The sequence below is a fragment of the Thermoleptolyngbya sp. C42_A2020_037 genome, assembly GCF_015272455.1.
GTDB lineage: Bacteria > Cyanobacteriota > Cyanobacteriia > Elainellales > Elainellaceae > Thermoleptolyngbya.
The window spans coordinates 129568-154653 of record NZ_JACYLP010000006.1 but is presented as its reverse complement, the minus strand read 5'-3'; the positions used below and the strand labels follow the sequence as shown (position 1 = coordinate 154653).

Sequence of the window (25086 nt, the reverse complement as noted above, 5' to 3'; positions counted from 1 at the left end):
AGGAGCTTCATAGGGTCAAATGTAAAGTTTTATGTCTCAATTCAACACTTCTGGGCGAGTTGCTCTTAATGAGGCAAAACTATAAGTCTCAATATCCCCTGTAATATAGGCAACTGGCTCGATTGCCATTAGCACCTTAATGGACGCTTGAATTAATGAATCAGTCGCGAGGGGTAAATGAATCAGATTGTGGATTGATTGATGCTCTAATTTCTGTGCAATCAAAAGAAACTCTCTCTGATTGGCTTCTGATAGATGACTGAAATCAACCTTGATCCCAAGACTGTATAATGCTCTGATCCCAATCTGAATGGCTTCCTGATATTTGCCCTGAAGAGTATGTTGAACAATGCGAATAACCTCAATTTCTGCGCGATCGCTGTCTAAAGTGATATGTTTTAGAGCTTTGTCAGTAGTTGCCTCCAAATCAAGATAATTGCCTTGACTTAATTGTGCTTCTGCAAGATTGCGATATAACTGGAATATTAGTGGATATTCAGTCTGCCACGCATCGCAGTCTAGAAGAGAAATGCCAGTATTGAAATAGTTGATTGCTGCCTCGTAGGCAGTTGAAAGACGCGCTTTTCGTCCGGCAGCTAAGTTAAGCTCTGCCAATTTGATGCGTTTGGACTTGATTTCTTGTAGAGATTGGCTATCTTGATCTAGAAAATGAAGACCAGTATTCATCTGGTTCACAATATCGAATAGTCGCTCTTCTTGCTCCGCTTGAGGCAGTTCTTCAATTAAGAGTTGACCAATACGGTAGTGAGTTTCCTGTCTTTGAGCTTCATCAATCAACGAATAGGCTGCTTGCTGAACGCGATCGTGCAAAAACCGGTAGCTAGGATTTGCAGTTGCGGCTTCTTCAGGCTGTTCATCTTGAAAAAACTTGTAAACCTGGGTCGTGGGTACAATCAAACCTTCTTTTAGTGCCTTCCATAGAGCTGCTGCTGTGTCAGCGGCGGATCTCTCTGAGATGATTGCTAATGTATTTAAGTCAAATTGATTGCCGATACAAGCTGCTAATTGCAAAACATGCTGAACCTCACTGGGCAGTTTTTGCAATTGCAGCGTCATAAACTCTACTACATCATCTGTGAGCGATTGCGCGTTTACCTGCACAATATCGCATTCCCAATAGTAGTGATCATGATTGAAATGAATGTATCCATCTTTGTGGAGTGATTTGAGAAATTGAGTCATGAAAAAAGGATTGCCCTGAGTCTTTCGGTCAACCAATTCAGTTAAAGGTTGTGCAAGCTCATGTGAACAATTTAGTGTATCGGAGACGAGATAATTGGTTTCCTCAAGGGTTAGCGGTTTCAGATGAATAGTGTTAACGATACTGCCAGATTTCTGTAAGGCTGTCACTGTCATGATGAAGGGATGTACGGGCGACACTTCATTGTCTCGATACGCACCAATTAACAGTAGGTGACCACCGTCATTCATCAATAGTTTGAGTAAATCCAGAGATGTGGCATCTGCCCACTGTAAATCGTCCAAAAAGATGACTAGGGGATGCTCTGCGGTTGTAAAGACTTCAATAAATTTTTGAAACAGCCGATTGAACCGATTTTGTGCAGCACTGCCAGAAAGTTCGGCAACAGGTGGTTGCTTGCCAATAACCTGTTCTAGTTCTGGAATGACTTCAATCAGAATCTGACCATTTTCTCCTACAGCAATCAGAATCTGCTGCTTCCATTGCGCCAACTGTTCGTCTGATTCGGAGAGCAATTGCCTCATCAAGTTTCTCAGGGCTTGCACAAAGGCAGAGAGCGGAATATTGCGATTGAACTGGTCAAATTTGCCTTTGATGAAGTATCCCCGCTGCCGCACGATGGGCTTATGGACTTCATTGACCACAGCGGTCTTGCCAATGCCGGAAAAGCCCGCCACGAGCATTAGCTCTGAACCACCATTTGCGACCCGCTCAAAGGCTTGCAATAATGTTTGGACTTCTTGCTCTCGACCGTAGAGTTTTTCGGGGATGAGGAAGCGATCGCTCATATCCCGTTGTCCTAATTCAAATTCAGCGATTTCACCGCTAGTTGTCCACTGGGTCAAGCACTGTTCCAAGTCATGTTTTAGACCCATCGCGCTTTGGTAGCGGTCTTCAGCATTTTTTGCCATCAGCTTGCTAACAATTGCAGCCACCATCCCTGGAACATTGGGATTTACCTGATTGACGGGCAAGGGTATTTTGGCAATATGGCAATGCATCAACTCCAGTGGGTCTTCTGCGTCGAACGGGAGTGTTCCACTCAGCAATTCATAGAGCGTTACGCCTAGCGCATAAAAATCGGTGCGGTAGTCGATGCCCCGATTCATTCGCCCCGTTTGTTCTGGAGCCAGGTAGGCAAGCGTTCCTTCTAGTGTGTTAGCGCTTTGGGCTTCCTGGTTTTCCTTGGGCAACAGAGACGCAATACTGAAATCGATCAGTTTGACCTGTTTCGATTCTGGCTGAATCAGAATATTGGCCGGTTTAATGTCTTTGTGGATGACCCGATGCTGAGCCAAATCGTGCAAGATATCGCACAGTTGTAGAGTGATGGTCAGAACCTCGTCCAAGCTGAGGAAATGCTGTTGCAGGTACTTGTTTAACGCGATGCCCCCCCAATCTTCTAGCACCAGGGCATAGCTGTTACCTAGTGGTTCTAGACTCAGCGGGCGGATAATTCCCGGAATGGGCAGATTTTTGGTGATGGCATACTGATTGCGAAATTGCACCAATTCGCCAAAGCTGGGGTATTCACGCCGCAATACCTTAATGATTACAGGTTTCTGGGTTGCGGTTTGGAGCGCTCGATAGACCGCTGTCCGACTCCCTGCGTAAAGTCGCTCGGTAACCGTATAGCCAGCAAGTGTGGGAAAAGCCTGCCGGGAGTTCGCCGCTGGATATGTCATCGCTTCGCCTAGGATATAAATTTATCTACTAAAAGGGTTCTAATAGGATTCCCAAAGGCTGGGCGGATTGCACCAACTCTTTTTAGCAGATGTTTAAAGATTCCGACTGTTTGGAGCAAAGTGTGCAAGGTTTCCCTGAATCCTTCTTGAAAAGGAGACTTTGAGCCAGTTCTCTCTTTGATAAGGAGAGTTGGGGGCGATCGCGCTATCCTTTACGTCCTGGATTGTCGTTGCTCGACCAACTGACAGAACGTTGTGCATGATTGTCCTGCCCAAAGATAGGGTTGCGGATGGTCTTATCTCTTCCCGGAGAGGGTATCAGCGATCGCCCGATGTCAGGAAAGATTGATATTACTCGATATGAATTCCCAAGAAAAAGTATGGAAACTCAAGTAGAAGGCTCAACTGCTGCGGCTGATTTGGACGAGCGAGTGGCTGATCCGGAGAATGTGGCGCTGCCGGAAACCTATGGGCGACTCATTATCATTGGCGGAGCAGAAGATAAGGAAGGCGAATGCAAGATTCTGCGCGAGTTTGTGCGGGAGGCAGGCGGCTTGCAGGCGCGAGTGGTGGTGATGACCGTGGCCACAGGGCTACCCGGCGAAGTGGGAGCCATGTATATGGATATTTTTGAGCGACTGGGCGTGGAGGATGTGCGCGTTGTGGATACGGGTCGTCGAGAAGATGCCAGCAATCCCAAGGCGATCGCCGATATTCAGCAGGCCACGGGCGTTTTCTTCACAGGTGGCAATCAGGCCCGCATTACGGAGTGTCTGAAAGACACCGAGCTAGATGCAGCGCTCCACCAGCGGTTTGCCGAAGGGGTGGTGATCGCCGGAACCAGTGCTGGAGCGGCGATGATGCCCGACATGATGATCGTCGAAGGAGAGGGCGAGAGCAATCCCCGTCCCGAATCTGCCAAGATGGATCGCGGCATGGGCTTCTTTCCGGGCGTGGTGATCGACCAGCACTTTGCCCAGCGCGGCCGGATTGGTCGCTTGCTGTCGGCTGTGGCGCAACAGCCCGCCATTCTGGGGTTTGGCATTGACGAAAACACGGCGATTGTGATCAATGCCCACGAAGTCGAGGTGATTGGCGAAGGATCGGTCACCATCGTCGATGTGTCGGAGCTAACGCACAACAACGTGGATGAGCTGCTGATGGATGAACCACTGGCCCTCTGCGGCGCAAAGCTGCACATTTTGCCACACGGCTATCGGTTTAATCTGGATACTCGTTCCTGCATTTGCTAGGGACGGGCGATCGCCTCTAGGCCACGCACCAGTTCAGGCCCTCGAACTCGACCGTGCCTGCCTCCAGGCGACCTTTCCCATTGGGCTACTTTGCAACTCCAAACCCACCGCCCCCCGGCGTTTCGATTACCAGCGTATCTTCCGGGTGCATTTGCACCTCGGCGCAACTGGTCAAGTCTTCGCGGCGGCCGTCTTCCCGATCCACCCAGTTGCGTCCGGTTGCGCCGGGTTCGCCGCCTGCCAGCCCGAAGGGCGCGACCTGGCGAGAACTGGAGAGAATCGCGGCTGTCATGGGTTCGCGAAACTCGATCTCGCGAATTACGCCGTTGCCGCCGCGATGCCGCCCTGCGCCGCCGCTGTTGGAGCGAATCTCGAACCGACGCAGCAGCACAGGGAAGCGCCATTCCAGCACTTCGGGGTCAGTGAGGCGCGAGTTGGTCATGTGGGTCTGCACGGCATCGGTGCCGTCGAAGTCGGGGCCTGCGCCAGAGCCGCCGCAGATGGTTTCGTAATACTGATACTTTTCGTTGCCAAAGGTGAGATTGTTCATGGTGCCCTGACTGGCAGCAAGGACCCCCAGCGCACCGTAGAGACAGTTGGCGATCGCCTGCGACGTTTCTACATTGCCTGCCACCACTGCGGCAGGGTATTTGGGATTCAGTAGACAGCCTTCCGGCACGACAATTTCCAATGGTTTCAAGCAACCTGCATTCAGCGGAATGTCAGCATCGACCAGCGTGCGAAATACGTACAGCACGACGGCTTTGCAAATGGCCAGCGGCGCGTTGAAATTATTCGCCTGCTGGGGCGATGTGCCTGTAAAGTTGATGCAAGCGGAACGTTCTTGAGGATTCAGGGCGATCGCCACCTGAAGGTGCGCTCCATTATCCAACGAGTATGTAAACTGACGGTTCAACATCCTCATATCACCGTTCGGCTGAACCTGCCGACTCAAGTTCACGATCACCTGCCGAACGGATTCTTCCGCATTGTCCTGAACATGCTGCATATAGGCCTGCACAGTATCTAACCCATAGTGTGCAACCATGCGCTGAAGTTCCCTCACGCCGCGTTCATTGGCGGCTACTTGTGCCTGCAAATCTGCTAGATTTTGCGCCAGATTTCGGACTGGATAAGAGCCGGTTGTTAGGATTTCTGACATCTCTGCTTCGCGAAATTGTCCGTTTTCCACCAGTAAGACGTTATCCAGCAGCACGCCTTCTTGCTCAATGTGAGTGCTGTTGGGCGGCATGGAACCGGGCGTGATGCCGCCGATGTCGGCGTGGTGGCCGCGAGAGGCGACGTAGAAGAGGGGAGTCGGAGAAGCGGCTTCTGCATTCGGGTTCATCGGCTGAAACACAGGCGTAATCACCGTAATATCGGGCAAATGCGTGCCGCCGTTGTAGGGATTGTTGGACACGTATACATCACCGGGTTTAATCGCATTGCCCCTGGCGGCAATGAGGGCGCGGACGTTTTCGCTCATGGAGCCGAGGTGAACCGGGATGTGGGGCGCGTTGGCAACGAGCTGGCCCTGTTGATCAAAAATGGCGCAGGAAAAATCCAGCCGTTCCTTGATGTTGACCGAGTAGCTGGTGTTTTGTAGTGTGATGCCCATCTCTTCGGCGATCGCCATAAACAGGTTATTGAAGATTTCCAGCATCACTGGATCAGGCGAACCAGAGGCAGAATGGGTTGCGAGAGGGAAATCGACTCCAGACTCTTCTTGCGTCCTGCTGTCGTCATATTTCTTGAGAATTAGCATTCCACCAGACGTGAGTTCTGCTATCCATCCAGGCTCAACGACATTGGTACTGGTGGGTTCGATGATCAGGGCCGGGCCCATCAGGCGATCGCCCTCCCGCAGGTCTTGCCGCTGATACACGGGCGCGTCGTAGGTGATGCCGCCTGTGTGCATGGAAACCGTGGCGATCGCGGTTGTGTTTTGAGCAAAATCTGTCTTGAGGTCATTCACTCCGTCTGGTTTTGAAGGTTCTACCCTTGTAATCTCAGAAGCGTGAATTGCTTCCACGGAAACAGCCTCAACGATCAGCGGTTTGTGTTCCATTGTGAATCCATAGCGCTGTCGATAGAGCCGTGAAAATGCATCTCGCATATCGTTGAGACTGGCGTATTCTACAATCAGCGCAGAATCCGTTCCTTCGTACCGCAGGTGAACCTTAGGACGAATCTCCACCTGCGCGTCTGTGTGCAGGGGGGTGTCTGATGCGGCAGTGATGCCCTGCTGCTGGAGATCTCGGCGGGCGGCGATCGCCAATTCCTGCAACACGCGCTCTATCTCTGGTCGCTGGGCATCCGTGAGCGGGGCTTCTATCCCCTGCTCGCGAATCGTCGTCACGTCCGCCAGCCCAATGCCGTAGGCCGAGAGAACGCCTGCATAGGGATGCAGAAAAATTTGCGAGATGCCCAGCGATTCGGCAATCCGGCAGGCATGTTGCCCACCCGCACCGCCAAAGCAGCAGAGGGTGTATTCGGTAATGTCGTAACCGCGCTGAATGGAGATTTTTTTGATGGCGCTGGCCATTTTTTCGATGGCGATCGCCAGAAATCCTTCAGCCACCTGTTCGGGCAATCGCGCGTCGCCAGTATGGGTTCCAATCTCCGCCGCCAGTGCCGTGAATTTCTCCCGCACTACTGCGGCATCTAGCGGCAGATTTCCCTCCGGACCAAAGACCGCTGGAAAAAACTGCGGCTGAATCTTACCCAACATCACATTGCAATCGGTCACCGTCAGCGGGCCGCCCTTGCGGTAGCAGGCAGGCCCCGGATGTGCGCCCGCGGAAGCCGGCCCCACGCGATATCGCGCCCCGTCAAACTGGCAGATCGAGCCGCCGCCCGCAGCTACGGTGTGAATTGCCATCATCGGGGCCCGCAGCCGCACGCCCGCCACCTCGGTTTCAAAGGTGCGCTCATACTCGCCGCTAAAGTGCGACACGTCCGTAGAGGTGCCTCCCATGTCAAAGCCTATGATCTTGCTAAAACCCGCTTGCTGGCTGGTTTTGACTGCACCCACAATGCCGCCTGCCGGGCCAGATAAGATACTGTCTTTTCCCTGAAACAGCGCTGCGTCGGTCAAGCCGCCGTTGGACTGCATAAAAAACAGCTTCGGCTGGGGGGAATCGCCGGAACCTGCCGTAACGCCCAACTCGGCGGCCACTCGATCCACATAGCGACGCAGGATTGGCGACAGATAAGCATCTACCACCGTGGTATCGCCCCGACTCACCAACTTCATCAGCGGACTGACTTGGTGAGAAACCGACACCTGGGTAAAGCCGATTTGCTGCGCCAGTTCTGCCGCCTGCCGCTCTTGGTCAGGATAGCGATAGCCGTGCAAGAACACAATCGCGCAACTGCGAATGCCCGCTGCGTAGGCATCTTGCAGCTCTTCCACCAGCCCGGTTTCTAGCGGACGAAACGAAATGAGCACCTCGCCTTGAGCACTGAGGCGTTCGTCTACCTCGATGACGCGCTCGTAGAGCATCTCAGGTAAGATAATTTGTCGTGCAAAGATATTAGGACGGTTTTGGTAGCCAATTCGCAGGGCATCCCGAAAGCCTTTGGTGATGAGCAGGAGCGTGCGATCGCCCTGCCGCTCTAGCAGCGCATTTGTCGCCACCGTCGTGCCCATTTTCACCGTCGCAATCTGCTCAGCAGGAATCGGCGCATCCGGCGACAATCCCAGCAAATCACGAATTCCCTGAATCGGCGCATCGGCGTAGCGCTCTGGATTCTCTGACAGCAGCTTATGCACGATAAGTAGCCCGTCGGGCCGCCGCGCCACAATGTCGGTAAACGTGCCGCCCCGATCAATCCAAAATTGCCAGCCTTGTGTCGTCATGTCGCGCTCCTTCTGGTAATCGATTCAAACTCACCGTGCCAAGCCAACCGCATCTTACTTGGCACAGTGAAGCCAAGATGAATGAACATTTGCAAGCTGCTCTTAACATCGTCTCACCTGGATCGCTGCCAGTTATGAAGATCGTGGCTCTACGAGCTAAGGCTTTGGTGTGAAATCTTCTCACAGCAAGGGTTTTCAGCTTCTTGACTGTTTCGCCACGAACGCATGACGCTATTGCCCTCCAGTAGTCATTGGCAGATTCCTTTAGTAGACTATCAATACTGATAAATTTCAGTTAGGTCTCCGTCTGTCTGGGAATTCTGAGATAGCCGCTTTTTCAAATCAATCGTTTTATGACCTCTGCCTCCGACAGCGAACCCACCCTTAGAGACTTGTCTAACAAGCTGGATCGGCTTTCCAGTGACGTTGGTACCCTTTCTAGCGACGTTGGTACCCTTTCCAATGACGTTGAAACATTTTCAGGCGATCTGAAAAAATTTGATGAGCGCTTCGCAGACTATCGCCAAGCAACGCAGTGGGTCGTTCAGCTTGCCTTCACGCTGATTGCCAGCGCGACGCTTACAGTCATCATTACTTCGGTTTTGCGGAGGTAAAGCCTGCGAATCTCTGCCTAAGCGCCCATCCCAGAATAATGCCGCAGTCCCCGCCGCCACAGCCAGCGGTTGAGCCAAAAAAACAGCGCAATCCACGCCAGGGTAATTAAAAATCCATGCAGTCGATTTCCTGGCAAATTAACAAAAATACTGGCAGGAAAGTAGACCAAGTAAGGTAGCGGTGTCCACTCGACAATCTGCCGGGCCAGCGGGGGAAATACCTCTAGGGGCGCAACCACACCCGAAAAGAAAAGATAAATTAGAAACCAGATCTGCTCAATCGCGCTGGCTTTCTCGATCCAAAACGCCAGCATGGACACCGTATACTGCATCACGTAGCGCAGCACAAACGCCAGTGCCGTCGCCAAAACACCCAGCAGAAAATCGCCCAGGCTCGGCAGCCAGAATGCTTGGGGATAGAGCCAGAAAAACAGCCCCACCAGCACAAAGGCAAAGGGCACCCGGGCAAACCGTTCGCCAATATGAGATGCGAAATAGTGCCAACCCGGATCGAGCGGTTGCAGCAGCCGCGACGACAGCTTTCCCTCCACCACGTCCCGCTCGAAATCCCACACCACCCAAACAATGGTGAACTGGCGCACCAGAAACACTGCTAGAAAATATCGCGCAAACTCTACAGGCGACAGCCCAAACTGCCCGCCCTGGGCTGCCTCCATCCACACACCCATCAGAATCAGCGGCAGACTACCTGCCAGCACCCACAGGATTAGCTCGGCGCGATATTCCACCATGTAGGCGTAGTAGACGGACAGGAGCGTGCGGGCGGTGCGGAGCATGGGCGGTCACAGAATTAGGAGTTCGGCGCATCTGGTTGGGCTGGGCTGGAGCGGGGGAGAACCGTAATGGTTTGGACGTAGGTCGGGGCAGATTCCGGGTTTAAGGCAGAAATGCCGTCTGCCACTAGCCAGCACTCCAGTCGATAGACCCCTGGTTCTGATGGAAATGCAGCCTGTCCGATGGCAAGGGTTGCCCCACCGGGCTGCGTTCGACCAGAGACAAAGAGTTGATTGCCAATCCGCGGCGTTTTGTCTTCGCCTTTTGCATCATAAAATCTCAGTCGGATTTTCGCTTCACCCATTTTCTCGATGCCCGTTTGATAGCCAAACCAGGGCGAGGTCCCCGTATTGCGGAGGGCAAGTTTCAAAAGCCTTCGCTGACCAGAGCGAACCCTGGGGCGATCGCCCACGGGCACTTCATCTCCATCCAGCTCGACCCAGTGCAGGCTCTCCGCCGTGCCTTGAAATCCTGCCAGATACGTTTTTCGATCCCGAATTGGTTTGTTGAACTTAGCAAGCAAATTTCTGGTGTGGCGCTCGATTTTGCTATCTTGCAACGCCCACAATCGTCCATTGCGTTCTGTGGCGGGCATCGGGCTGGCTTTCCAGTTTGTCTGGGTGAATGCCCCAATGGTTTGAATCAGGGTTGAAAGAATTAAGCTGATAAGAAACAGCGCCAAGACAAATCGTGCGCCCTGCCGGTTGCGCTTTAGCTTGGGGGCGAGATCTGCCAAAAAGTAAGCGATCAAAAAACAAGAAATGGGCAACGTGTCTGCTAAGAAGCGCGGCCCAAAAGAGTCGTTTCCACCCAGCCAAATTAAGTAGAAGCTATATTGCAAGTAAAGAAGGAAAATGCTAGCCGTCAGGCACAAAAGCAGCCATTCATCCCGACGGTTTTCTCGCTTCCACCTTCGCAGCAGGCGATAAGCTCCCGGAATTGCAAACAGCAGCACGGGCGAGAAGACCAGAATCCCGTTACTAGGGCTGAGCAGCAGTCCTAGAGACCCCCTTCTAAATTGTTCGAACGTCCAAGAATAGGAAGATGGATGCTTCTCGATGTGTGAAATATATCCACCGACAATCAGATTGTCCCAGCCGAAATAGTAGAGGTTCCAGCCCAAGTGAAACAGCACGCTCGGTAATCCCAGCAAAAAGAAGATGGCTTCCTTTCGATAGGCAAGAACCACGTACAGAAAAATAACCGCTGAAAACAGGGCGCTAGTAATTCGAGCGCTGGGGAGAATGCCGCAAAAAATCCCTGCTAAAAACAGCAGCAGCCTGCGGTTTTTCCCCTCACGACGCTCCACTTTGAGCAAACACAGTAGAATCCCCGAAAGCAGCAAGTTGGAAATGGTGTGCTGGCGCAAATCCTGAGAGCAAATGGGCCAGCTCCCGGTGGCAAAGGCAAACACGAAGGTAGTAACCGCTGCAACGCTGGGGCTGAATTTGAGGCGGGTGCTGAGATAAAAGAAAACAACCGTCAAGGCAGTGGAAATGGTCGCAGCAAACTTGCTAAATCCCTGACGATAGGTTGCAAAGTCTTCGCTAGCCACGTCAGGAAATCCGGCGGGAAAAAGGTTTAGAACGCCGCCCGTAATTCCGTCCAAAAAAGCAGCCAGCTTGAGCGCAAAGTAATAGAGAACCGCGAGGGGAAATGTGACCAGCGCTGGCCCAATGGGAAATCGAGAAGATAAATGACCGCTGGGCGATTCTATGAAATAGAACGGGATGCCGCCCCCGCGATACAGATAGCCGTCTCGGAACGCATCAAAGTTTAGGCTGTGGTTTTGCAGCCAGTTGAATCCCAAGAGCGTGTTGGTCACGTTGTCGCTGGAGTTCAAATCTACGCGGCCATTCATGGCGTAGACAAACACGCAGGCCCAGAAGATTGCCAGACTGGTTGCTGCGACCGGACGCTGGGCAGCGGTCTGTCGGAGGCGATCGCCCACTGCTATCCACTTTGTGACCAGACTTGCTACCAAAGACGTTTGCACTCCCTTATTCCCAAATCATGACCCCAAAAGACCCAAAAACAAGTTCAAGTAAGTTAAGCTGAATTAAGTAAGCTAAACCCAATCTCATACAACCTGATATTTTAGCGGCAAGGGAGCCGTCCCGTTAAGCCGATGCGCTGTCGCCCGTATTGTCCAGACCGCCGCTTTGAAACACGCGCCCAATCACCTCTTCCACAGGCGGATCAGTGACCGTGAGATCGGCAATGTCTAGCTCCGCCAGCAGCCGCGAGAGGGTCTGAGTCAGCGCTTCTTGGGGCACGATGAAATGGGCCACCCGGCCCTCGATCGCCTTCAGGTGTCCGAAGCGTTCCAAGTCTTGGGGTGGTGAATCTTTCGCCAGTTCCACCGTCACCTCGCGGCAGGGCGAAAATCGCTCCAGCAGTCCGTCCAGGCTGCCGTCATAGATTAGCTTGCCCTGATGAATCATCAGCACGCGGCGACAGAGGGCGGTGATGTCTGCCATGTAGTGGCTGGTCAGCAGCACGGTGGCTTGAAACTGCTGGTTATATTGCTGCAGGAAGTCGCGGACGCTGCTCTGGGCATTCACATCCAGCCCCAGCGTCGGCTCGTCCAGAAATAGCACCTTGGGCTGGTGAATCAGCGCCGCCAGCAGTTCCGCCTTCATGCGTTCCCCCAGGGACAGCTTGCGGACGGGCTGGGTCAACTGGCGATCCAGCGACAGCATTTCGCTCAGTTCCCCCAAGCGGCGGCGAAACTCGGCATCGGGAATGCCGTAAACCGCAGCGTTGATCCGCAGCGAGTCCAGCGTGGGCAAATCCCAGATCAACTGCTGCTTTTGCCCCATGACCAGCGTAATTTTTTGCAAAAAGCCTGGTTCGCGCCGATAGGGAACATGCCCCGCCACCGAAATGCGCCCGCTAGACGGGTGGATCAGCCCGGTCAGCATTTTTAGCGTGGTGGTTTTGCCTGCGCCGTTGGGGCCGAGGAACCCAACAAATTCGCCCGGCTCAATCGCAAAGGACACCTCCTGCACGGCGGGAATATTGCGGTAGGTGCGCCGAAAGAAGTGGGTCAGCGTGCCTTTTAGCCCTGGCTCTTTGACCGCGACGGGGTAGAACTTGCTGAGGCGATCGACGGTGATGATAGACATGGGGTGGGACGGAGAGTGGGCAAAGCGGCGGGTAGTCGTGAACGCAACTAAAAGCAACTAATGGATGGCGTGTCGGCGGCTTCTCTCTACAATACAGGCTCGGTCTGGCATCGGGGGTTGGGGGCAAGATTGCAGGTTGGCGGACGGTTTTTGGGGGAAGCGCCAGGGCTGCGGTTTTTCAGAGTGGGTTGGAAAAGTGGCGCAGGCGGGGTTAGGGTAGAGGCGAGTTCATCTTTCGTTACTTGTTACCCAACTTCTGAGGAACTTCCTGCCATGTCTCGACCTGTTTTGTACGTTGCGGTTACGAATCATGGGTTTGGGCATGTGACGCGGACGGCGGCGGTGGTGGCAGAGATGCAGCGGCGCTGCCCCGAGATTTTACCTATCATGGTGACGACGGCTCCGCGCTGGCTGCTGGATTCCTACCTGGAAGGCGAATTTTTGCACCGCCCTAGAGCGTTTGATGTGGGCGTGGTTCAGCCCGACAGCCTAACGATGGACTTGCCCGCTACGCTGGCCAAGCTGAAGGAAATCCGCGATCGCGCTTCCTCGATCATTGCCAGCGAGGTCAGCTTCATCCGCCAAAATCGCGTGGGGCTGGTGCTGGGCGATATTCCCCCGCTAGCCGCGCCGATCGCCCGTGCCGCTGGTGTGCCCTGCTGGATGGGCAGCAACTTTGGCTGGGACTATATCTATCGCGCCTGGGGCGGCGAGTTTGTGGAGATTGCCGACTGGATTGGCGAGTGCTTTGCCCAGTGCGATCGCCTGTTTCGGATGCCGTTTCATGAGCCGATGAGCGCGTTTCCCGTCGTGCAAGACGTGGGCCTCACGGGTGGCAGCCCCCGCCACAGCCCGGACGACCTGCGGAGCAAGTTCAACCTGAGTGCGCCCAAAGAGAAGACGGCGCTGCTCACCTTTGGCGGGCTAGGGCTGGCAGAAATTCCGTATCACAACCTGACGCGCTTTCCTGACTGGCAGTTCATCACCACCGATAAGCAAGCTCCCGACCTGCCCAATCTGGTGAAGGTGGGTGGCACCACCTTCCGCCCGGTGGACTTTATGCCGCTGTGCGGGCGAGTTGTCTCAAAACCAGGCTTTGGCACCTTTTCTGAGGCCTGTCGCCTGGACGTGCCGATTGTCAGCCTCACCCGCGACGACTTTGCCGAAGCGGCCTGCCTGCTGGCGGGGATTCGTCGCCACTGCTTTCACCGCATCATTACCCCGGCTGAATTTGTCGAGGGCGATTGGGACTTTTTGCAAGCGCCGCTGAATCCGCCAGAAACCGACCTGCCGCTGGATAAGGCTGGCAATGAGGCGATCGCCCAGGCGGTCGTAGACTATTTTGCAAAGGCATAAGCCCGCATCAGCCATTGGATAATGGGGAAAAAGGAGATGATTATCAAGTTGCCGTCGATCTCCGCGTTGTTGATGCTCTGCTGCAATTTCCTATATTTCTCATGAGTACCCTGCCCCCTGGCACCTTTGGACTGCCTTTTCTCGGCGAAACGCTCAACTTCTTCACCGATCCGAATTTTGCCCAAAAGCGCCATGAACAGTACGGCAACCTGTTCAAAACCCGCTTGTTGGGCAAGCCAACGATTTTTATGCGGGGTGTAGAAGCAAATCAGTTTGTGCTGAGCAACGAAAACACCTACTTTAGCGTAGACTGGCCGCCCAGCACGAAGGCGCTGCTGGGGAAGCTGTCGCTGGCCCTGCAAACCGGGCACGAACATCAGTCGCGCCGCAAGTTGCTAGCCCAGGCCTTTATGCCACGAGCGCTGTCGGGCTATATCCGCACGATGGAAACCATCACCCAGCGCTACACCCAGCAGTGGCAGCAGCAGGGCGAACTAACCTGGTATCCCGAACTGCGAAACTATACGCTGGATATTGCCTGCAAGCTGCTGGTGGGGCTGGACAAGGGTTCCCAAACTCGCCTGGGTCACGTTTTTGAAACCTGGTGTCAGGGGTTGTTTTCGATTCCGCTGAATTTGCCGTGGACAGCTTTTGGCAAAGCCAAGCGGGCGCGAAGGTTGCTCCTGCAAGAAATGGAGCAGATCATCTGCGATCGCCAGCAGAGACTCTCTCAGTCCCTCAATTCCTCAGATGGGCCAGAGTCAGACGGGCCAGAGGCCAGCGACGCACTGGATTTGCTGATTCGCGCCCGCGACGAGGACGGTCAGAGCCTCAGCCTAGAAGAACTGAAGGATCAAGTCTTGCTGCTGCTGTTTGCGGGGCATGAAACCCTGACCTCGGCGATCGCCTCCTTTTGCCTGCTCACGGCCCAGTCGCCCGACGTGCTAGAGAAGCTGCGGGCGGAGCAGCGTGGGTTTGACCCAGCCGCGCCGCTGAGCCTCGACTTGCTGAAACAAATGACCTATCTGGAGCAAGTGCTGCGAGAGGTGCTGCGGCGCATCCCGCCGGTGGGTGGCGGCTTTCGCACGGTGCTGCAAGACTGTACCTATGGCGGCTACACCATTCCCAAAAACTGGAGCGTGCTGTATCAAATTGGGCCAACGCACCAAGATGCATCCCTCTACCCCCAGCCAGAGCAGTTTGATCCAGAGCGATTTAGCGCAGCCCAACTGGGCGATCGCTCGGCCGATCAGCAGCGCTACGGATACGTACCCTTTGGCGGCGGCATCCGCGAGTGTTTGGGGAAAGAATTTGCTCGGCTAGAAATGAAGATCTTTGCCACTCATCTGCTGCGGCACTGGCAGTGGACGCTGCTGCCCGACCAGGACTTGAGCTTGGTGGTTGTGCCCACCCCCCATCCTCGCAGCGGGCTGCGGGTGGCATTTACAGCGCTGAAGGCAGGCTGATGGCTATTTCTCCCCCGTTCATTGTCATTAATGGCCAGCAGCAGCTTTCTCTTGCCCAGGCGGTGCGATATTTGCAGGCGGCGGGCAAGCTGGACGAAATGATTGGCGAAATCCTGCGGCAGTTTGTGCTGGATCAGGCATTGGGCGATCGCGCTGGGGGGCAGCCGACCGGGGCAGAGGTGGAGGCGGCGATCGCCCAATTTCGCCAGCAGGCTGACCTCACCGATCCCCTCGCGTTTCAAACCTGGCTGGAGTCTCAAGGGCTGGATGCAGAAGCCCTGCAAACCCAAACCCAGCGGGAACTCCAGCTTCGCCAACTGCGCGATCGCCTGACGGAACCACATCTGTCGCAATATTTCATCGAGCGCAAGCTAGATCTCGATCAGGTCGTGCTGTCGCGGCTGGCGGTGGGCGATCGCGATTTGGCGGAGGAGCTTTATCAACAGTTGCTAGAGGGCGCAAGTTTCGAGACCTTGGCGCAGGACTATTCCCAAACGGGCGATCGCCTGTTCAACGGAATGCTAGGGCTACTCAGCCGGGGCAGCCTGCCCGATGCCCTCCGCGCTGCTGTCGAGGCGGCGACTCCGGGTGATGTGCTGCCGCCGCTGTTTATCGAGCCAGAAAATCTGTGGTGCGTCTTCCGACTGGATCGCGTCCTGCCTGCCACGCTGGATCATCCTGAAGTGCTGGAAACCCTGCGGAACGAGCTATTCGACCAGTGGATTATGCGGCAGCTCGATGGGCTGGACATTGAGGTGTTGGTGGGAGAGTGAGGGGTTTGGATTTTGGATTTTGGGTAGACAGGCAATCTAAAATCGCCAATCTAAAATCCCCAATCCAAAATCGAGATCGTTTTTCCGCTTCATCCCGGCTTCTGGCCCGGTCTTTCTTCGGGCATTCCCAGTGTGGCGATCGCCGCGATGCCCAAAATCGCCACCAGCAAGCCTGTTGAACCCAGCATGGTGCTGCCCACAGCCAGGCTCAGGCTGAGCGCCAGAACAATCCAGCGGTTGGGATGGCGAAGCTGGCGAATGGCGTTGACGAGTAAGTAAATAAACAGCGCAGGTAAGGCAAAGGTCAGCCAGCGTTCGGGAATCTGTAGCCCAACGACGCAGCCGAGCCAGGTGCCCGCCACCCACGCTGCCCAGCAGCAGCAGTGCATCCCCAAATAGTAGGCAAACGGGCGCTGGGGGTCAGACATTTCCAGGGCAAACACTTCATCCACCAGCCCGTGGCAGAGCAGCCAGCGCTGCCAGGTGGGGAACTGGGCATAGCGATGACGGGCGATCGCCAGACTCATGGGCACATGGCGCAGGTTCATCACTAGCACGGTGATCAAAATGCTCAGCGCGGTCAACCCCTGCCGCAGCCCCTCTACGGCCGCAAACTGGGACGCGCCTGCAAAGATCCACGCCGACAGGCCCAAGGTCGCCTCCGCCGACAGCTTGGTCTGGATGGCGATCGCCCCAAAGCTCACGGCCGTCGGCAAAAATCCGGCTACAATCCCCAGCGCCCGCGTCCCGCCGCGCAAAAACTCTCGCATGTCTCCTTCTCCGGTTGGTTTTTCATTTGCTTAACTTTTGGCTTAACAGCGGCAACGGCGGTGGTGTTGCCGGGGGGCGATCGCTAGACTAAGGCCATCAGCAACCAGTTCTCGAACCCCCCGAAACGAAACTTATGAGAAATACTCATCCTGACTACAGTTGGCTGTTTCGGTTTGCGGTGCGCGTGTTGAAATACTTTCTGCTAACGCTGTTTGGCATTTTGGTAGCAATTGTGCTGTCAAAGGTTTTAGTAATTGCCCCTCTCCTGCATCTCCTAGTGAGCATTTTGGATGCTGCCCTATTTAAGACGATGGGGTTGGTCTTTTGCCTGATGGCGATCGCCGTGGTGGTGGAGTCGATTCGCTAGGAGCCGTCCATCGCCCGCTGCACTTTGGCGACCTGCTTGGGCGCGTCTGTTTTTTGGAAGAGGGCGATCGCCGCCTGGAAGCTTTCTTCGCTGCGGAGTATATCGCCCATTGCCCGATAGGTCAGCCCTTGCTGGTAGTAGGCTTCCGCCAGGTCATACTTTGCGCCCACGTCCCGCAGGTATTGAATCGAAGCCTGATGTTTTGCAACGGCCTGGTCATAGCGTCCCTCTTCGGTGTCGAGTGCGGCATCTCCATAGAGCGCTTTGGAAGTGGCTTGTCCATAGGCGCTGCGTTCCCCAAAATCCAGCACGCGACGATAGAGCAAGCGCGATCGCTGAATTTCGCCCAGTTCCCGGTAGGTCAGCCCCAAGAAAAACAGGCGATATTCCGTCACCCAGCTTGGCAGTTGGTGGTCGCCCAGTTGTTCGATGGCTGCGTAGAGGTCATCTGCAATTTTCCGTGCTGCCTTGCGATTCCCCAGCCGCAGGTGGAGATAGGCAATGTAAAACAAGACCGACCTGCGGTAGCGGGCATCGGTCAGCGGTTGGCAAAGCTGCTCGACCTGGCGATGGGCCGCCATGCCCGCTTCGTATTCGCCCAGGGCAATCTGGCAGATGCCAATGGTCAGCAGGGCGTTGATTTCCACCAGCCGCAGCTTGAAGGCCGTATCGTCGTCCTGGGGCGTTTGCAAGACCGATTGGGCGATCGCCCGCGCTTTTTGGCAGGATCTCACCGCCTCGTGGATATTATCAGACGAGTAGTAATAGACCGCGCCCAAAATGCCGTAGAGTCTGGCGCGGCGATAGCTATCGGGGAGCCGATCCACCACCGCCAGGATCACCTCCTCCGCCTGACTCAGTAGCCCCCGCTTGTAGAGCGATCGCCCCAGCGATTCGTTCGTGCCCCAGCGGTTGGGTCGCTTTTGGATAATCACATCCGCCGCCGCCTCGTGGTCGCCCCGGTCGATATGGTGATAGTAGGCTTCTAGCGCAGTCTGCACCTCGTCTTGCGTGGTGATGGCGGCCACCCGCTCAGTCCAAAATTCTGCGGCGTGGCGGTGGGCAGTGTCATAGTCAGGCGTGCTAACCAGCCGATCGAGTGCCTGGGCACGAATCACCGGATGCAGCCAGTAGCGCTCCTGTTCACACTCCACCAGCGAGCGGTCTTTCAGCGCTCGAACCACGCGGCGATGGCGGCTCTCTGGCACGTCCCACAGTAGACAAAACAGCCCTTCGATCGGCACCGTCGGCACGTCCTGGTAGCGATAGCAGCCCATGCGACACAGCAGGTTATAGGCATCGGGCGATAGCTCTTGCAGTCGATTAAACTGCTGGTTGACCTGGTCTTCTAGCTCGCAATGGCTCAGCAGGTTGGTCTGGTTGACCCGCCAATAGGCTTCCACATCTCCTGCAAAATCTTCGGCGATGTTGCTGCTGATTAAATCCATGCTTTTGGCGTTGCCGCCGTGGGCCCGGTGCAGCGCTTGCATGGCGGGGGTATCGACGCAGCGCAGTCCGCGATTTTGAAACACCTTTTCCCAGGCGGGGAGAGTCAGCCCCCGCAGCGGGTAGTGCTGCACGGACACCATATATTCGTGCAGGCGTTCGCGACTGGTGATCAGCGTCGTAGACTGCACCGACGGCTCGGCCAGCACGTTTAGCAACTCGACGTAGCGGCGGTGCGGCTCGATAAAGCGACCGTTGGGGTCGAGGGCGGGTTCCAGGTTGTCGATCAAAATACCGAGGCGATTCCTGGAGGGATCGCTTTGCGAATCGCCCTGGAGCTTGCGCTTGAGCCGATCCAGCGACACAAAAAACTCGCGGCCCGGCTCTTCGCCCAATTGCCGCAGCTTTTCCTCCAGCAGCGCCTCGACCGGCGCAATATCTTTGGTGGCTTTGGCGATGGGGAACTCCAACACCGCATCGAACCTTTGCTGGAGATAGTGTCGCGCCAGCGTCGTTTTGCCAATGCCCGCCCGCGCCTGGATCACAATAATCTTGAAGCCCCGGCTCAGGAGTCCGTCCAGGTCGGCGATCGCCTCTTCCCGACCAACAAAGTTGGGATCAATTGCAGTTTCATCGGCAACTGCCTGGGCCGATTGGTGATCGTCGGGTTGCAGCGTCAGCCCAAAGGCGCGAAATAACTGTTCGAGCGATCGCACATCGACCCCGCGCAGTTGGTCGCGCTGCTGGTCGAGCCAGGGCCGCAGAATGCGAGAAATGGTTTCTGGCGAGAGGTATTCCGCCGTATGCCCGTTGTGGTTTCCAGGCTCGGTGCAGCGGGCAATTGCCGCGTAGGTGGGGCGATCGCCCGGAAACCGAAAGCACAAAGCCTGCCAGATGCGGTCAAACCCCGTTTGGGTTAAGATGCGTCCCCGTTCACGCCGTGATAATACAGCCATGCCTGTAGACAGAATCAGCCATCCAACCGACCAGACGCTTCAGCCAGTGAACCAGTCGTTCACGGAGCCACCCACACCATTGCGTCAATATTCCCATGCTTTTTGGGAAATACTGAAAACTTCTTCCCTGAATCTTTATACTCAGGTTCGACCGTCTCCTATGCTGACTGGCAGCAACCCTTCGTCTTAGAGCCTCTGTCTTTCTGATCTGCCAATCTGATCTGCCCATCCCTAACCCCTAGACACTCATGGTGAAACTGAGCCACGTCGTTCCCTTTGGGCGATCGCTTGCCGAGTATCGCCTGATGTTTAACCTGACCGACCTCGACCTGTGCCGCAACATTCTAGATGCAGGGGGTGGCCCAGCGAGCTTCAACGCCGAGATGCACCAGTTGGGATATCGGGTGGTTTCCATTGACCCGATTTATCAATTCAGCGGCGCAGAAATCGAGCAGCGGTTCTACGCCTGCGCCAGCGACATCATTCGCCAGGTAAAAGACACGCCCAATGCCTGGGTGTGGGGTTATCACCAGTCACCCGACCACCTGCTGCAAAACCGCGAAACGGCGCTGCGGCGGTTTTTGGCAGACTATGACCAGGGCAAGGCCGAAGGACGCTATCTCGTAGGCGAGTTGCCCGATCTGCCGCTGAGCGATCGCCCCTACGACCTGATGCTCTGCTCTCACCTGCTGTTTCTCTATTCCGACCATCTCAGCCTGGAGATGCACTGCCGCTCGATCGCCGCCCTGATGGTGCGGGGGCAGGAACTCCGGATCTTTCCGCTGCTAACGCTGGAACGAGAGCGATCGCCCCACCTCGAACCTGTCTGCGAGTTCCTCACAGACCTGGGCTATCGCGTGGAAATCGTTCCCGTCCAGTATGAACTGCAAAAAGGCGGCAATGAGATGCTGCGGGTGACGCGGCTGGCGGTCTAGTCGGCAGCGGGTGATTGAGGGATGAACGGAGGACGTGTTAGATACTACAAGCATCCTAATTACTTCATCCCCTTTAGATCAATGCTCGATCCAATCCATCAGTGGTTCTCTACCCAACGCATTACCGATTCTCTGTATCTCATCACCGAGCCGCATTACTACTGGTTTAACCGGGCCAATTTGTGGCTGATCAAGGGGCGCGATCGCGATCTGCTGATCGATACAGGGCTGGGTGTGCTGAGCCTGCGAACCTATCTGGCAGATTTGCTAGACAAGCCGCTGCTGGCGATCGCCTCCCACATTCACTTTGACCATGCCGGGGGAATGCACGAGTTTGACCATCGCGCCATTCACGCGGCCGAGGCCAGCGCCCTGCGAATGGGCGACAACTACGAAGCACTGTGTACGCCGCAGCAGGGCTGGGTGCGCCAGGAGGACTTTCACCAGTTGCCCTATGAGGGCTTTACGGTGGCCACCTACAGGCTGCGGGCCTGCGAGCCGACGCAGATTTTGAATGAGGGTGATGTGCTGGATCTGGGCGATCGCGCGTTGGAGGTGCTGCATCTGCCGGGCCACTCTCCAGGCTGCATCGCGCTCTACGACCCCAAAACGCAGGAACTTTTTTCCGGCGACGTGATCTACGACGGGGAACTGCTGGACGAGCTGCATTGCAGCCATATCCCTACCTACTTGGCCACCTACGATCGGCTGGCGCGGCTGCCCGTGGAAACGGTCTATCCAGGGCACTACCGAATTTTTGGCAACGCAGACTATCGGCGAATTGTGGACGAGTATCGGCGATCGCGCCGCAGGCCGGGCTGTCCTAGCGAACCCATCACCGTCCAAAACGGCAGGGCTTAGCCCATCGATGCGTCCGGCAAACCCGATGCATCGCTGGGCAAAATCCGTGCTAAAACGGGGCGATAGAAAGGAGTGACGGGCGATTCGCGAAGCGATCCCTCCGGGAATCGCCCCGGCCGCTAGAATGAAATCGTCGATAGGGTCTTTGGATCTGCGGTTATGGTTGAGCCGGGTCGCCGTTTTAGCGGCACGCCTGGATTGAAGGGTCACGCAACGTCTGATGTCTGATTTGCAGCAGAAGCATCCGCCGGGAACGTCGCCGCTGGCGCTGTGGTTTCGCGATACCACAGGGTTGCTGGAGGAGCGCGTCCAGTTTCGTCTGCGCGGCAATCACCTGCACATTCTCTGCGAAGCGCAGCCCTGCCCCGATCGGGGGGCGATCGTGGGGCGGCTGCTGCCCGCGCTGCGGGAGGTAGACCTGAATACGCTGGTGCCCGCCGGACAGCCGACGATTTATCTAATTTATCTCTACGGTCGGCGACCCGGACAGTCGTCGCCGGACTGGTCGTTTTCGATTGATCTGCATCAGTTGGACTATCAGATCCAGCAATTTCTTGGGGAATCCCTGCTGGCAGAGGAGACCGCACCGCAGCGGGGTGGACAGTTGGCGACGGTCAGCGTGGGGGATGGCTTTGATTCAGCGGTCGGATTGAGCGAACTACCGTCGGGCGATTCGCGTAGCGATCCCTCTGGGAATCGCCCGGTCGAAGGCGATGCCGCGCTCTCTGGGTCAACCCTGGCTCTGGCGCGGCAGGGGCATCCGGGGGCGATCGCCCGCTACCTGAGCGACCACCTCAGCAGCTTTGGCGTATCGGTGAAGGCGACCGTCAAGCCGCTGCGCCCTGCCCCACGTCCCGATCCCGATGCCCCACCGGAACCCCCACCCCAGCGGCTCTGGGTGCTGTGCGAGGCGAATTATTCGCTGGATTCTTCTCTGCTGGCGGAGCCACTGGCCCAGCATTTGCGCGATCTGCGGCTGGAGGGCTTTCGGGATGCGGTGGTGCGGGTGCAGGTGGCGGGCGAAAGCCAGCCCGACTGGATGCTCCAGGTCGATCTAACCCCGCCCGATGCCATGCTGCGGGAGTGGGCCCGCTGGGGCGACGTGGGCAGCCTGACGCGCCTGCTCACCCCGGTGCTGGAGATGCTGGAAGGCGAGGTGTCTACCGCAACGCTGCGGGATTCGACGCTGCACCTGTTTTGTAGCCCCCTGCCCCAGAGCAGCCTTGCGCCCTATCCCCCCGACCGAGCCGCGGTGAAGGCCGGTGTGGGAGCCGTATTGCAATCCATCGCGCCCCAGGGTATCCACGCCGCGACAGTCTACGGCCAGGTGTTGCACCAGGAAACGCCGGCCTGGGTGGAATGGCTGGATTTGCCCGCCCGCCAGCAGCCGCACCTAGCAGACTCGACGCTGACCCTGGCCCAGCAGGGTGACTGGGGGGCGATCGCCTTTTTGCTGAATCGGCTGCTCAATCCCGACCTGAATCAGCAGCTTGCGACGGGCGGCATCCGTGTCCAGCTTTTGCCCAAGCCAGAGGGCAGCGTGCCATCGGATGCGCCTGCCAGCGCCCAGCGCTATCTGCTGCATGTCATGAGCGATGCGCCCGTGTGTCCCGACCAGCGCCGCGTTGGCACGACGGTGGTGCGCTTTCTGCGGGATCTGAATTTGCCGCAACTGGCCGGCGTGCGGGTTTACGGGCGGCGTGCGGGGCAAAAGCGGCCCCTGTGGAGCTATGGGGTGGATTTTGCGCCGCGATCGCGCGTGGTGCCAGAGCCAGCGCCGGAATTTGCGGCCACCGATGCCTATGTGGGTGACCTGCTGACCCCTGGCGGCGACCTGATCCTGCGCTCCGATGTAGATCTGCAAACGGCCTGGCAGCGCTGGTGCGATCGCCTCAGCGCATCGATTCGGCAGACCTTGGTGAAAACGCACCTGTTTGCTCCCACGGAGGATGCCCCCGCCGACGACTCCTCAGAACCCTGGCGATCGGACGGCCGCAGCTATCGGAATGGGGCGCTGGCGGCGGTATGGGGGGCGGCAGGGCTGCTGCTGGCGATGCAGGCAGACTGGCATCTGGCGCGACTCTTGCAGCAGCCTGAGCAAAGGACCCAGCCGGATCGATTTGTGGCGGTGGATGAGGTGCCGTCGCTGGCCTTGCCGCCAAACCGGGGCCCCTCGGCGACCGCTGCTGAAGCCGGAGCTGCCGATGGGCGGCTCCCGCCAGGATCGCTACGCGAATCGCCCAGCCCCAGTCCTGAAGCCCCAGAGAGGGGCGATCGCATCTTTGATTTGTCGGGCTTTACCCGCAGCGAGGAAGCCGAAGCCGAGTCCAACGCCCCGACCCCATCGCCCTCGCCAGGGGTGCAGATTTCGTCGCGATCGCTGCCCTACACGCCCGTCAGCGCGACCGAGCCGCAGACGGTGGCCGAGGTGTTGGCGGCGGGGCTGCCTTTCCCCACCTTCAATAGCCGCCAGCTCGATGAGAAGCTGATGCTCTACTACGAGCGCCTGCGGCAGACGGGCAAGCCGCCTGATGTGCTAATTGTGGGCAGTTCGCGGGCCTTACGGGGCGTTGACCCGGTGGCGCTCCAGCGGGAACTGGCGACCCTGGGCTATGCCGATGTGTCGGTGTTCAACTTTGGGGTCAACGGCGCAACGGCGCAGGTGGTAGACGCGATTTTGCGGCAGGTGCTAAAGCCCAACCAGTTGCCGAGGCTGATCCTGTGGGCCGACGGGGCGCGGGCCTTCAACAGCGGCGCGGTGGATGTCACCTACAACGGCATTGCGGTGTCGCCTGCCTATCGGGAGCTATTGGCGGGCACGCTGGCGCGACCCCAGGTGCTACCGGAGGATTTTGAAACCCCAGCGGCACCCGTAGAGCCAACGGTGACCCTCAACACGACGCTGCGGGATAGCTACCAGACCCTCGATCGCTGGCTGAGTGAACAATTGGGTCAACGGTCGGCGGTGTTTGGTCAGCGCGATCGCCTCAAGGACGCGCTCCAGCAGCGAGTCCGTCCAGAGTCCCCCAGCGCTGTGTCTGCGGCCCCCACGCCGGACCTCAGCCCGATGCCCTCGCGCCTGCCTGCCGACTCGGCCGAATCCCTGGTGGATGCGGGGCGTGACCTGATCGACTTCGACGGCTTTTTGCCCTTGGCGCTGCGGTTCAACCCTGCCACCTACTACCAGGAATATGCCCGCGTGCAGGGCCGCTACGATGGCGACTATACGGATTTTCGGATTGAGGGCGTGCAGGCGGCGGCCTTTCAATCGGTGCTGAGGCTGGCGAGCGATCGCAATATTCCCGTCATTTTTGTCAACCTGCCGCTGACGGATGAATACCTCGACCCGGTGCGCCGCCAGCACGAGCAGACCTTCCGCCAATATCTGCTGCGCGAGGATCTGGACAGCCCCAGCCTAGTCTTCCGCGACCTGGGCGAAATCTGGCTGGATCAGTACGACTATTTCTCCGACCCCAGCCACCTGAATCGCTACGGCGCGTTTGCCCTGTCTCGCCGCATTGCCCAAGACCCGATGATTCCCTGGAGCTACGCCAGAGGCAAGTAGCCCAGAAAAGTAGCCCAGAAAAGTAGCCCAG

At 56.7% G+C, this 25086-nt stretch carries 16 protein-coding genes; 9 read left to right on the top strand and 7 right to left on the bottom strand.

All coding sequences use genetic code 11. The features are described 5' to 3' along the window. Positions 1-36 precede the first annotated feature (36 nt). Positions 37-2907, bottom strand: coding sequence for a serine/threonine-protein kinase PknK (locus IGS16_RS01920; RefSeq protein ID WP_297082853.1), 2871 nt, complete (start codon positions 2905-2907; stop codon positions 37-39). A 380-nt stretch (positions 2908-3287) separates the two neighbouring features. On the opposite strand from IGS16_RS01920, the gene IGS16_RS01915 reads away from it, so the two are divergent. Further along, on the top strand, positions 3288-4160 hold the full coding sequence (locus IGS16_RS01915) for a cyanophycinase (protein ID WP_297082851.1): 873 nt from the start codon (positions 3288-3290) through the stop codon (positions 4158-4160). An 85-nt stretch (positions 4161-4245) separates the two neighbouring features. Here the strand turns inward: IGS16_RS01915 and IGS16_RS01910 are convergent, their stop codons facing one another. Beyond that, positions 4246-8022, bottom strand: coding sequence for a hydantoinase B/oxoprolinase family protein (locus IGS16_RS01910; protein WP_297082850.1), 3777 nt, complete (start codon positions 8020-8022; stop codon positions 4246-4248). Positions 8023-8375: 353 nt separating this feature from the next. Between IGS16_RS01910 and IGS16_RS01905 the strand changes: the two genes are divergently transcribed. Further along, complete coding sequence (locus IGS16_RS01905; RefSeq protein WP_297082848.1) at positions 8376-8636, top strand: hypothetical protein; 261 nt, start codon at positions 8376-8378, stop codon at positions 8634-8636. Positions 8637-8653: 17 nt separating this feature from the next. Here IGS16_RS01905 and IGS16_RS01900 read toward each other — a convergent pair whose 3' ends face one another. From IGS16_RS01900 to IGS16_RS01890, 3 genes are all read right to left on the bottom strand, one after another. Then, on the bottom strand, positions 8654-9433 hold the full coding sequence (locus tag IGS16_RS01900; RefSeq protein WP_297082846.1) for an ABC-2 family transporter protein: 780 nt from the start codon (positions 9431-9433) through the stop codon (positions 8654-8656). Between the two features lie 14 nt (positions 9434-9447). Next, on the bottom strand, positions 9448-11427 hold the full coding sequence (locus tag IGS16_RS01895) for a hypothetical protein (RefSeq protein WP_297082845.1): 1980 nt from the start codon (positions 11425-11427) through the stop codon (positions 9448-9450). Between the two features lie 124 nt (positions 11428-11551). Beyond that, positions 11552-12559, bottom strand: coding sequence for an ATP-binding cassette domain-containing protein (locus IGS16_RS01890; RefSeq protein ID WP_297082843.1), 1008 nt, complete (start codon positions 12557-12559; stop codon positions 11552-11554). 273 nt (positions 12560-12832) lie between these two features. Here IGS16_RS01890 and IGS16_RS01885 point away from each other — a divergent pair, with 273 nt between their 5' ends. The 3 genes from IGS16_RS01885 to IGS16_RS01875 all read left to right on the top strand — a co-directional run bounded on the left by IGS16_RS01885 (position 12833) and on the right by IGS16_RS01875 (position 16154). Next, positions 12833-13915, top strand: a complete 1083-nt coding sequence (locus IGS16_RS01885) for a glycosyl transferase (RefSeq protein WP_297082842.1) — start codon at positions 12833-12835, stop codon at positions 13913-13915. Positions 13916-14016: 101 nt separating this feature from the next. Next, complete coding sequence (locus IGS16_RS01880; protein WP_297082840.1) at positions 14017-15381, top strand: cytochrome P450; 1365 nt, start codon at positions 14017-14019, stop codon at positions 15379-15381. Further along, positions 15381-16154 (top strand): peptidylprolyl isomerase, encoded by a 774-nt coding sequence (locus tag IGS16_RS01875; RefSeq protein WP_297082837.1) that lies wholly within the window; start codon positions 15381-15383, stop codon positions 16152-16154. The genes IGS16_RS01880 and IGS16_RS01875 overlap by 1 nt, the downstream gene beginning before the upstream one ends. 89 nt (positions 16155-16243) lie before the next feature. On the opposite strand, the gene IGS16_RS01870 is transcribed toward IGS16_RS01875, so the two are convergent. Continuing rightward, positions 16244-16924, bottom strand: a complete 681-nt coding sequence (locus tag IGS16_RS01870) for an AzlC family ABC transporter permease (RefSeq protein ID WP_297082835.1) — start codon at positions 16922-16924, stop codon at positions 16244-16246. A gap of 134 nt (positions 16925-17058) precedes the next feature. Here IGS16_RS01870 and IGS16_RS01865 point away from each other — a divergent pair, with 134 nt between their 5' ends. Continuing rightward, positions 17059-17292, top strand: coding sequence for a hypothetical protein (locus IGS16_RS01865; RefSeq protein ID WP_068510836.1), 234 nt, complete (start codon positions 17059-17061; stop codon positions 17290-17292). Here IGS16_RS01865 and IGS16_RS01860 read toward each other — a convergent pair. Next, positions 17289-19694: a hypothetical protein gene (locus IGS16_RS01860; protein WP_297082833.1), complete on the bottom strand. Its 2406-nt coding sequence runs from the start codon at positions 19692-19694 to the stop codon at positions 17289-17291. The genes IGS16_RS01865 and IGS16_RS01860 overlap by 4 nt on opposite strands. A 248-nt stretch (positions 19695-19942) precedes the next feature. Here IGS16_RS01860 and IGS16_RS01855 point away from each other — a divergent pair, with 248 nt between their 5' ends. From IGS16_RS01855 to IGS16_RS01845, 3 genes are all read left to right on the top strand, one after another. After that, the gene (locus IGS16_RS01855; RefSeq protein WP_297082831.1) at positions 19943-20629 is read left to right on the top strand and encodes an SAM-dependent methyltransferase; all 687 of its coding nucleotides are present in this window, start codon (positions 19943-19945) and stop codon (positions 20627-20629) included. An 81-nt stretch (positions 20630-20710) separates the two neighbouring features. Then, a complete protein-coding gene (locus tag IGS16_RS01850; RefSeq protein WP_297082829.1) occupies positions 20711-21490 on the top strand; it encodes an MBL fold metallo-hydrolase in 780 nt (259 codons plus the stop codon). 220 nt (positions 21491-21710) lie between these two features. Beyond that, entirely contained in the window at positions 21711-25055 is a 3345-nt protein-coding gene (locus IGS16_RS01845) for a hypothetical protein (RefSeq protein WP_297082827.1), read from the top strand. Positions 25056-25086 lie beyond the last annotated feature (31 nt).

Excerpts from the sequence above, each read along its gene's own strand:
- IGS16_RS01880 (WP_297082840.1), top strand. The coding sequence starts at position 14,017 with ATGAGTACCCTGCCCCCTGGCACCTTTGGACTGCCTTTTCTCGGCGAA.
- IGS16_RS01870 (WP_297082835.1), bottom strand. The coding sequence starts at position 16,924 with ATGCGAGAGTTTTTGCGCGGCGGGACGCGGGCGCTGGGGATTGTAGCC.
- IGS16_RS01900 (WP_297082846.1), bottom strand. The coding sequence starts at position 9,433 with ATGCTCCGCACCGCCCGCACGCTCCTGTCCGTCTACTACGCCTACATG.
- IGS16_RS01905 (WP_297082848.1), top strand. The coding sequence starts at position 8,376 with ATGACCTCTGCCTCCGACAGCGAACCCACCCTTAGAGACTTGTCTAAC.
- IGS16_RS01885 (WP_297082842.1), top strand. The coding sequence starts at position 12,833 with ATGTCTCGACCTGTTTTGTACGTTGCGGTTACGAATCATGGGTTTGGG.
- IGS16_RS01915 (WP_297082851.1), top strand. The coding sequence starts at position 3,288 with ATGGAAACTCAAGTAGAAGGCTCAACTGCTGCGGCTGATTTGGACGAG.
- IGS16_RS01855 (WP_297082831.1), top strand. The coding sequence starts at position 19,943 with ATGGTGAAACTGAGCCACGTCGTTCCCTTTGGGCGATCGCTTGCCGAG.
- IGS16_RS01890 (WP_297082843.1), bottom strand. The coding sequence starts at position 12,559 with ATGTCTATCATCACCGTCGATCGCCTCAGCAAGTTCTACCCCGTCGCG.
- IGS16_RS01865 (WP_068510836.1), top strand. The coding sequence starts at position 17,059 with ATGAGAAATACTCATCCTGACTACAGTTGGCTGTTTCGGTTTGCGGTG.
- IGS16_RS01920 (WP_297082853.1), bottom strand. The coding sequence starts at position 2,907 with ATGACATATCCAGCGGCGAACTCCCGGCAGGCTTTTCCCACACTTGCT.
- IGS16_RS01875 (WP_297082837.1), top strand. The coding sequence starts at position 15,381 with ATGGCTATTTCTCCCCCGTTCATTGTCATTAATGGCCAGCAGCAGCTT.
- IGS16_RS01910 (WP_297082850.1), bottom strand. The coding sequence starts at position 8,022 with ATGACGACACAAGGCTGGCAATTTTGGATTGATCGGGGCGGCACGTTT.
- IGS16_RS01860 (WP_297082833.1), bottom strand. The coding sequence starts at position 19,694 with ATGGCTGTATTATCACGGCGTGAACGGGGACGCATCTTAACCCAAACG.
- IGS16_RS01845 (WP_297082827.1), top strand. The coding sequence starts at position 21,711 with ATGTCTGATTTGCAGCAGAAGCATCCGCCGGGAACGTCGCCGCTGGCG.
- IGS16_RS01850 (WP_297082829.1), top strand. The coding sequence starts at position 20,711 with ATGCTCGATCCAATCCATCAGTGGTTCTCTACCCAACGCATTACCGAT.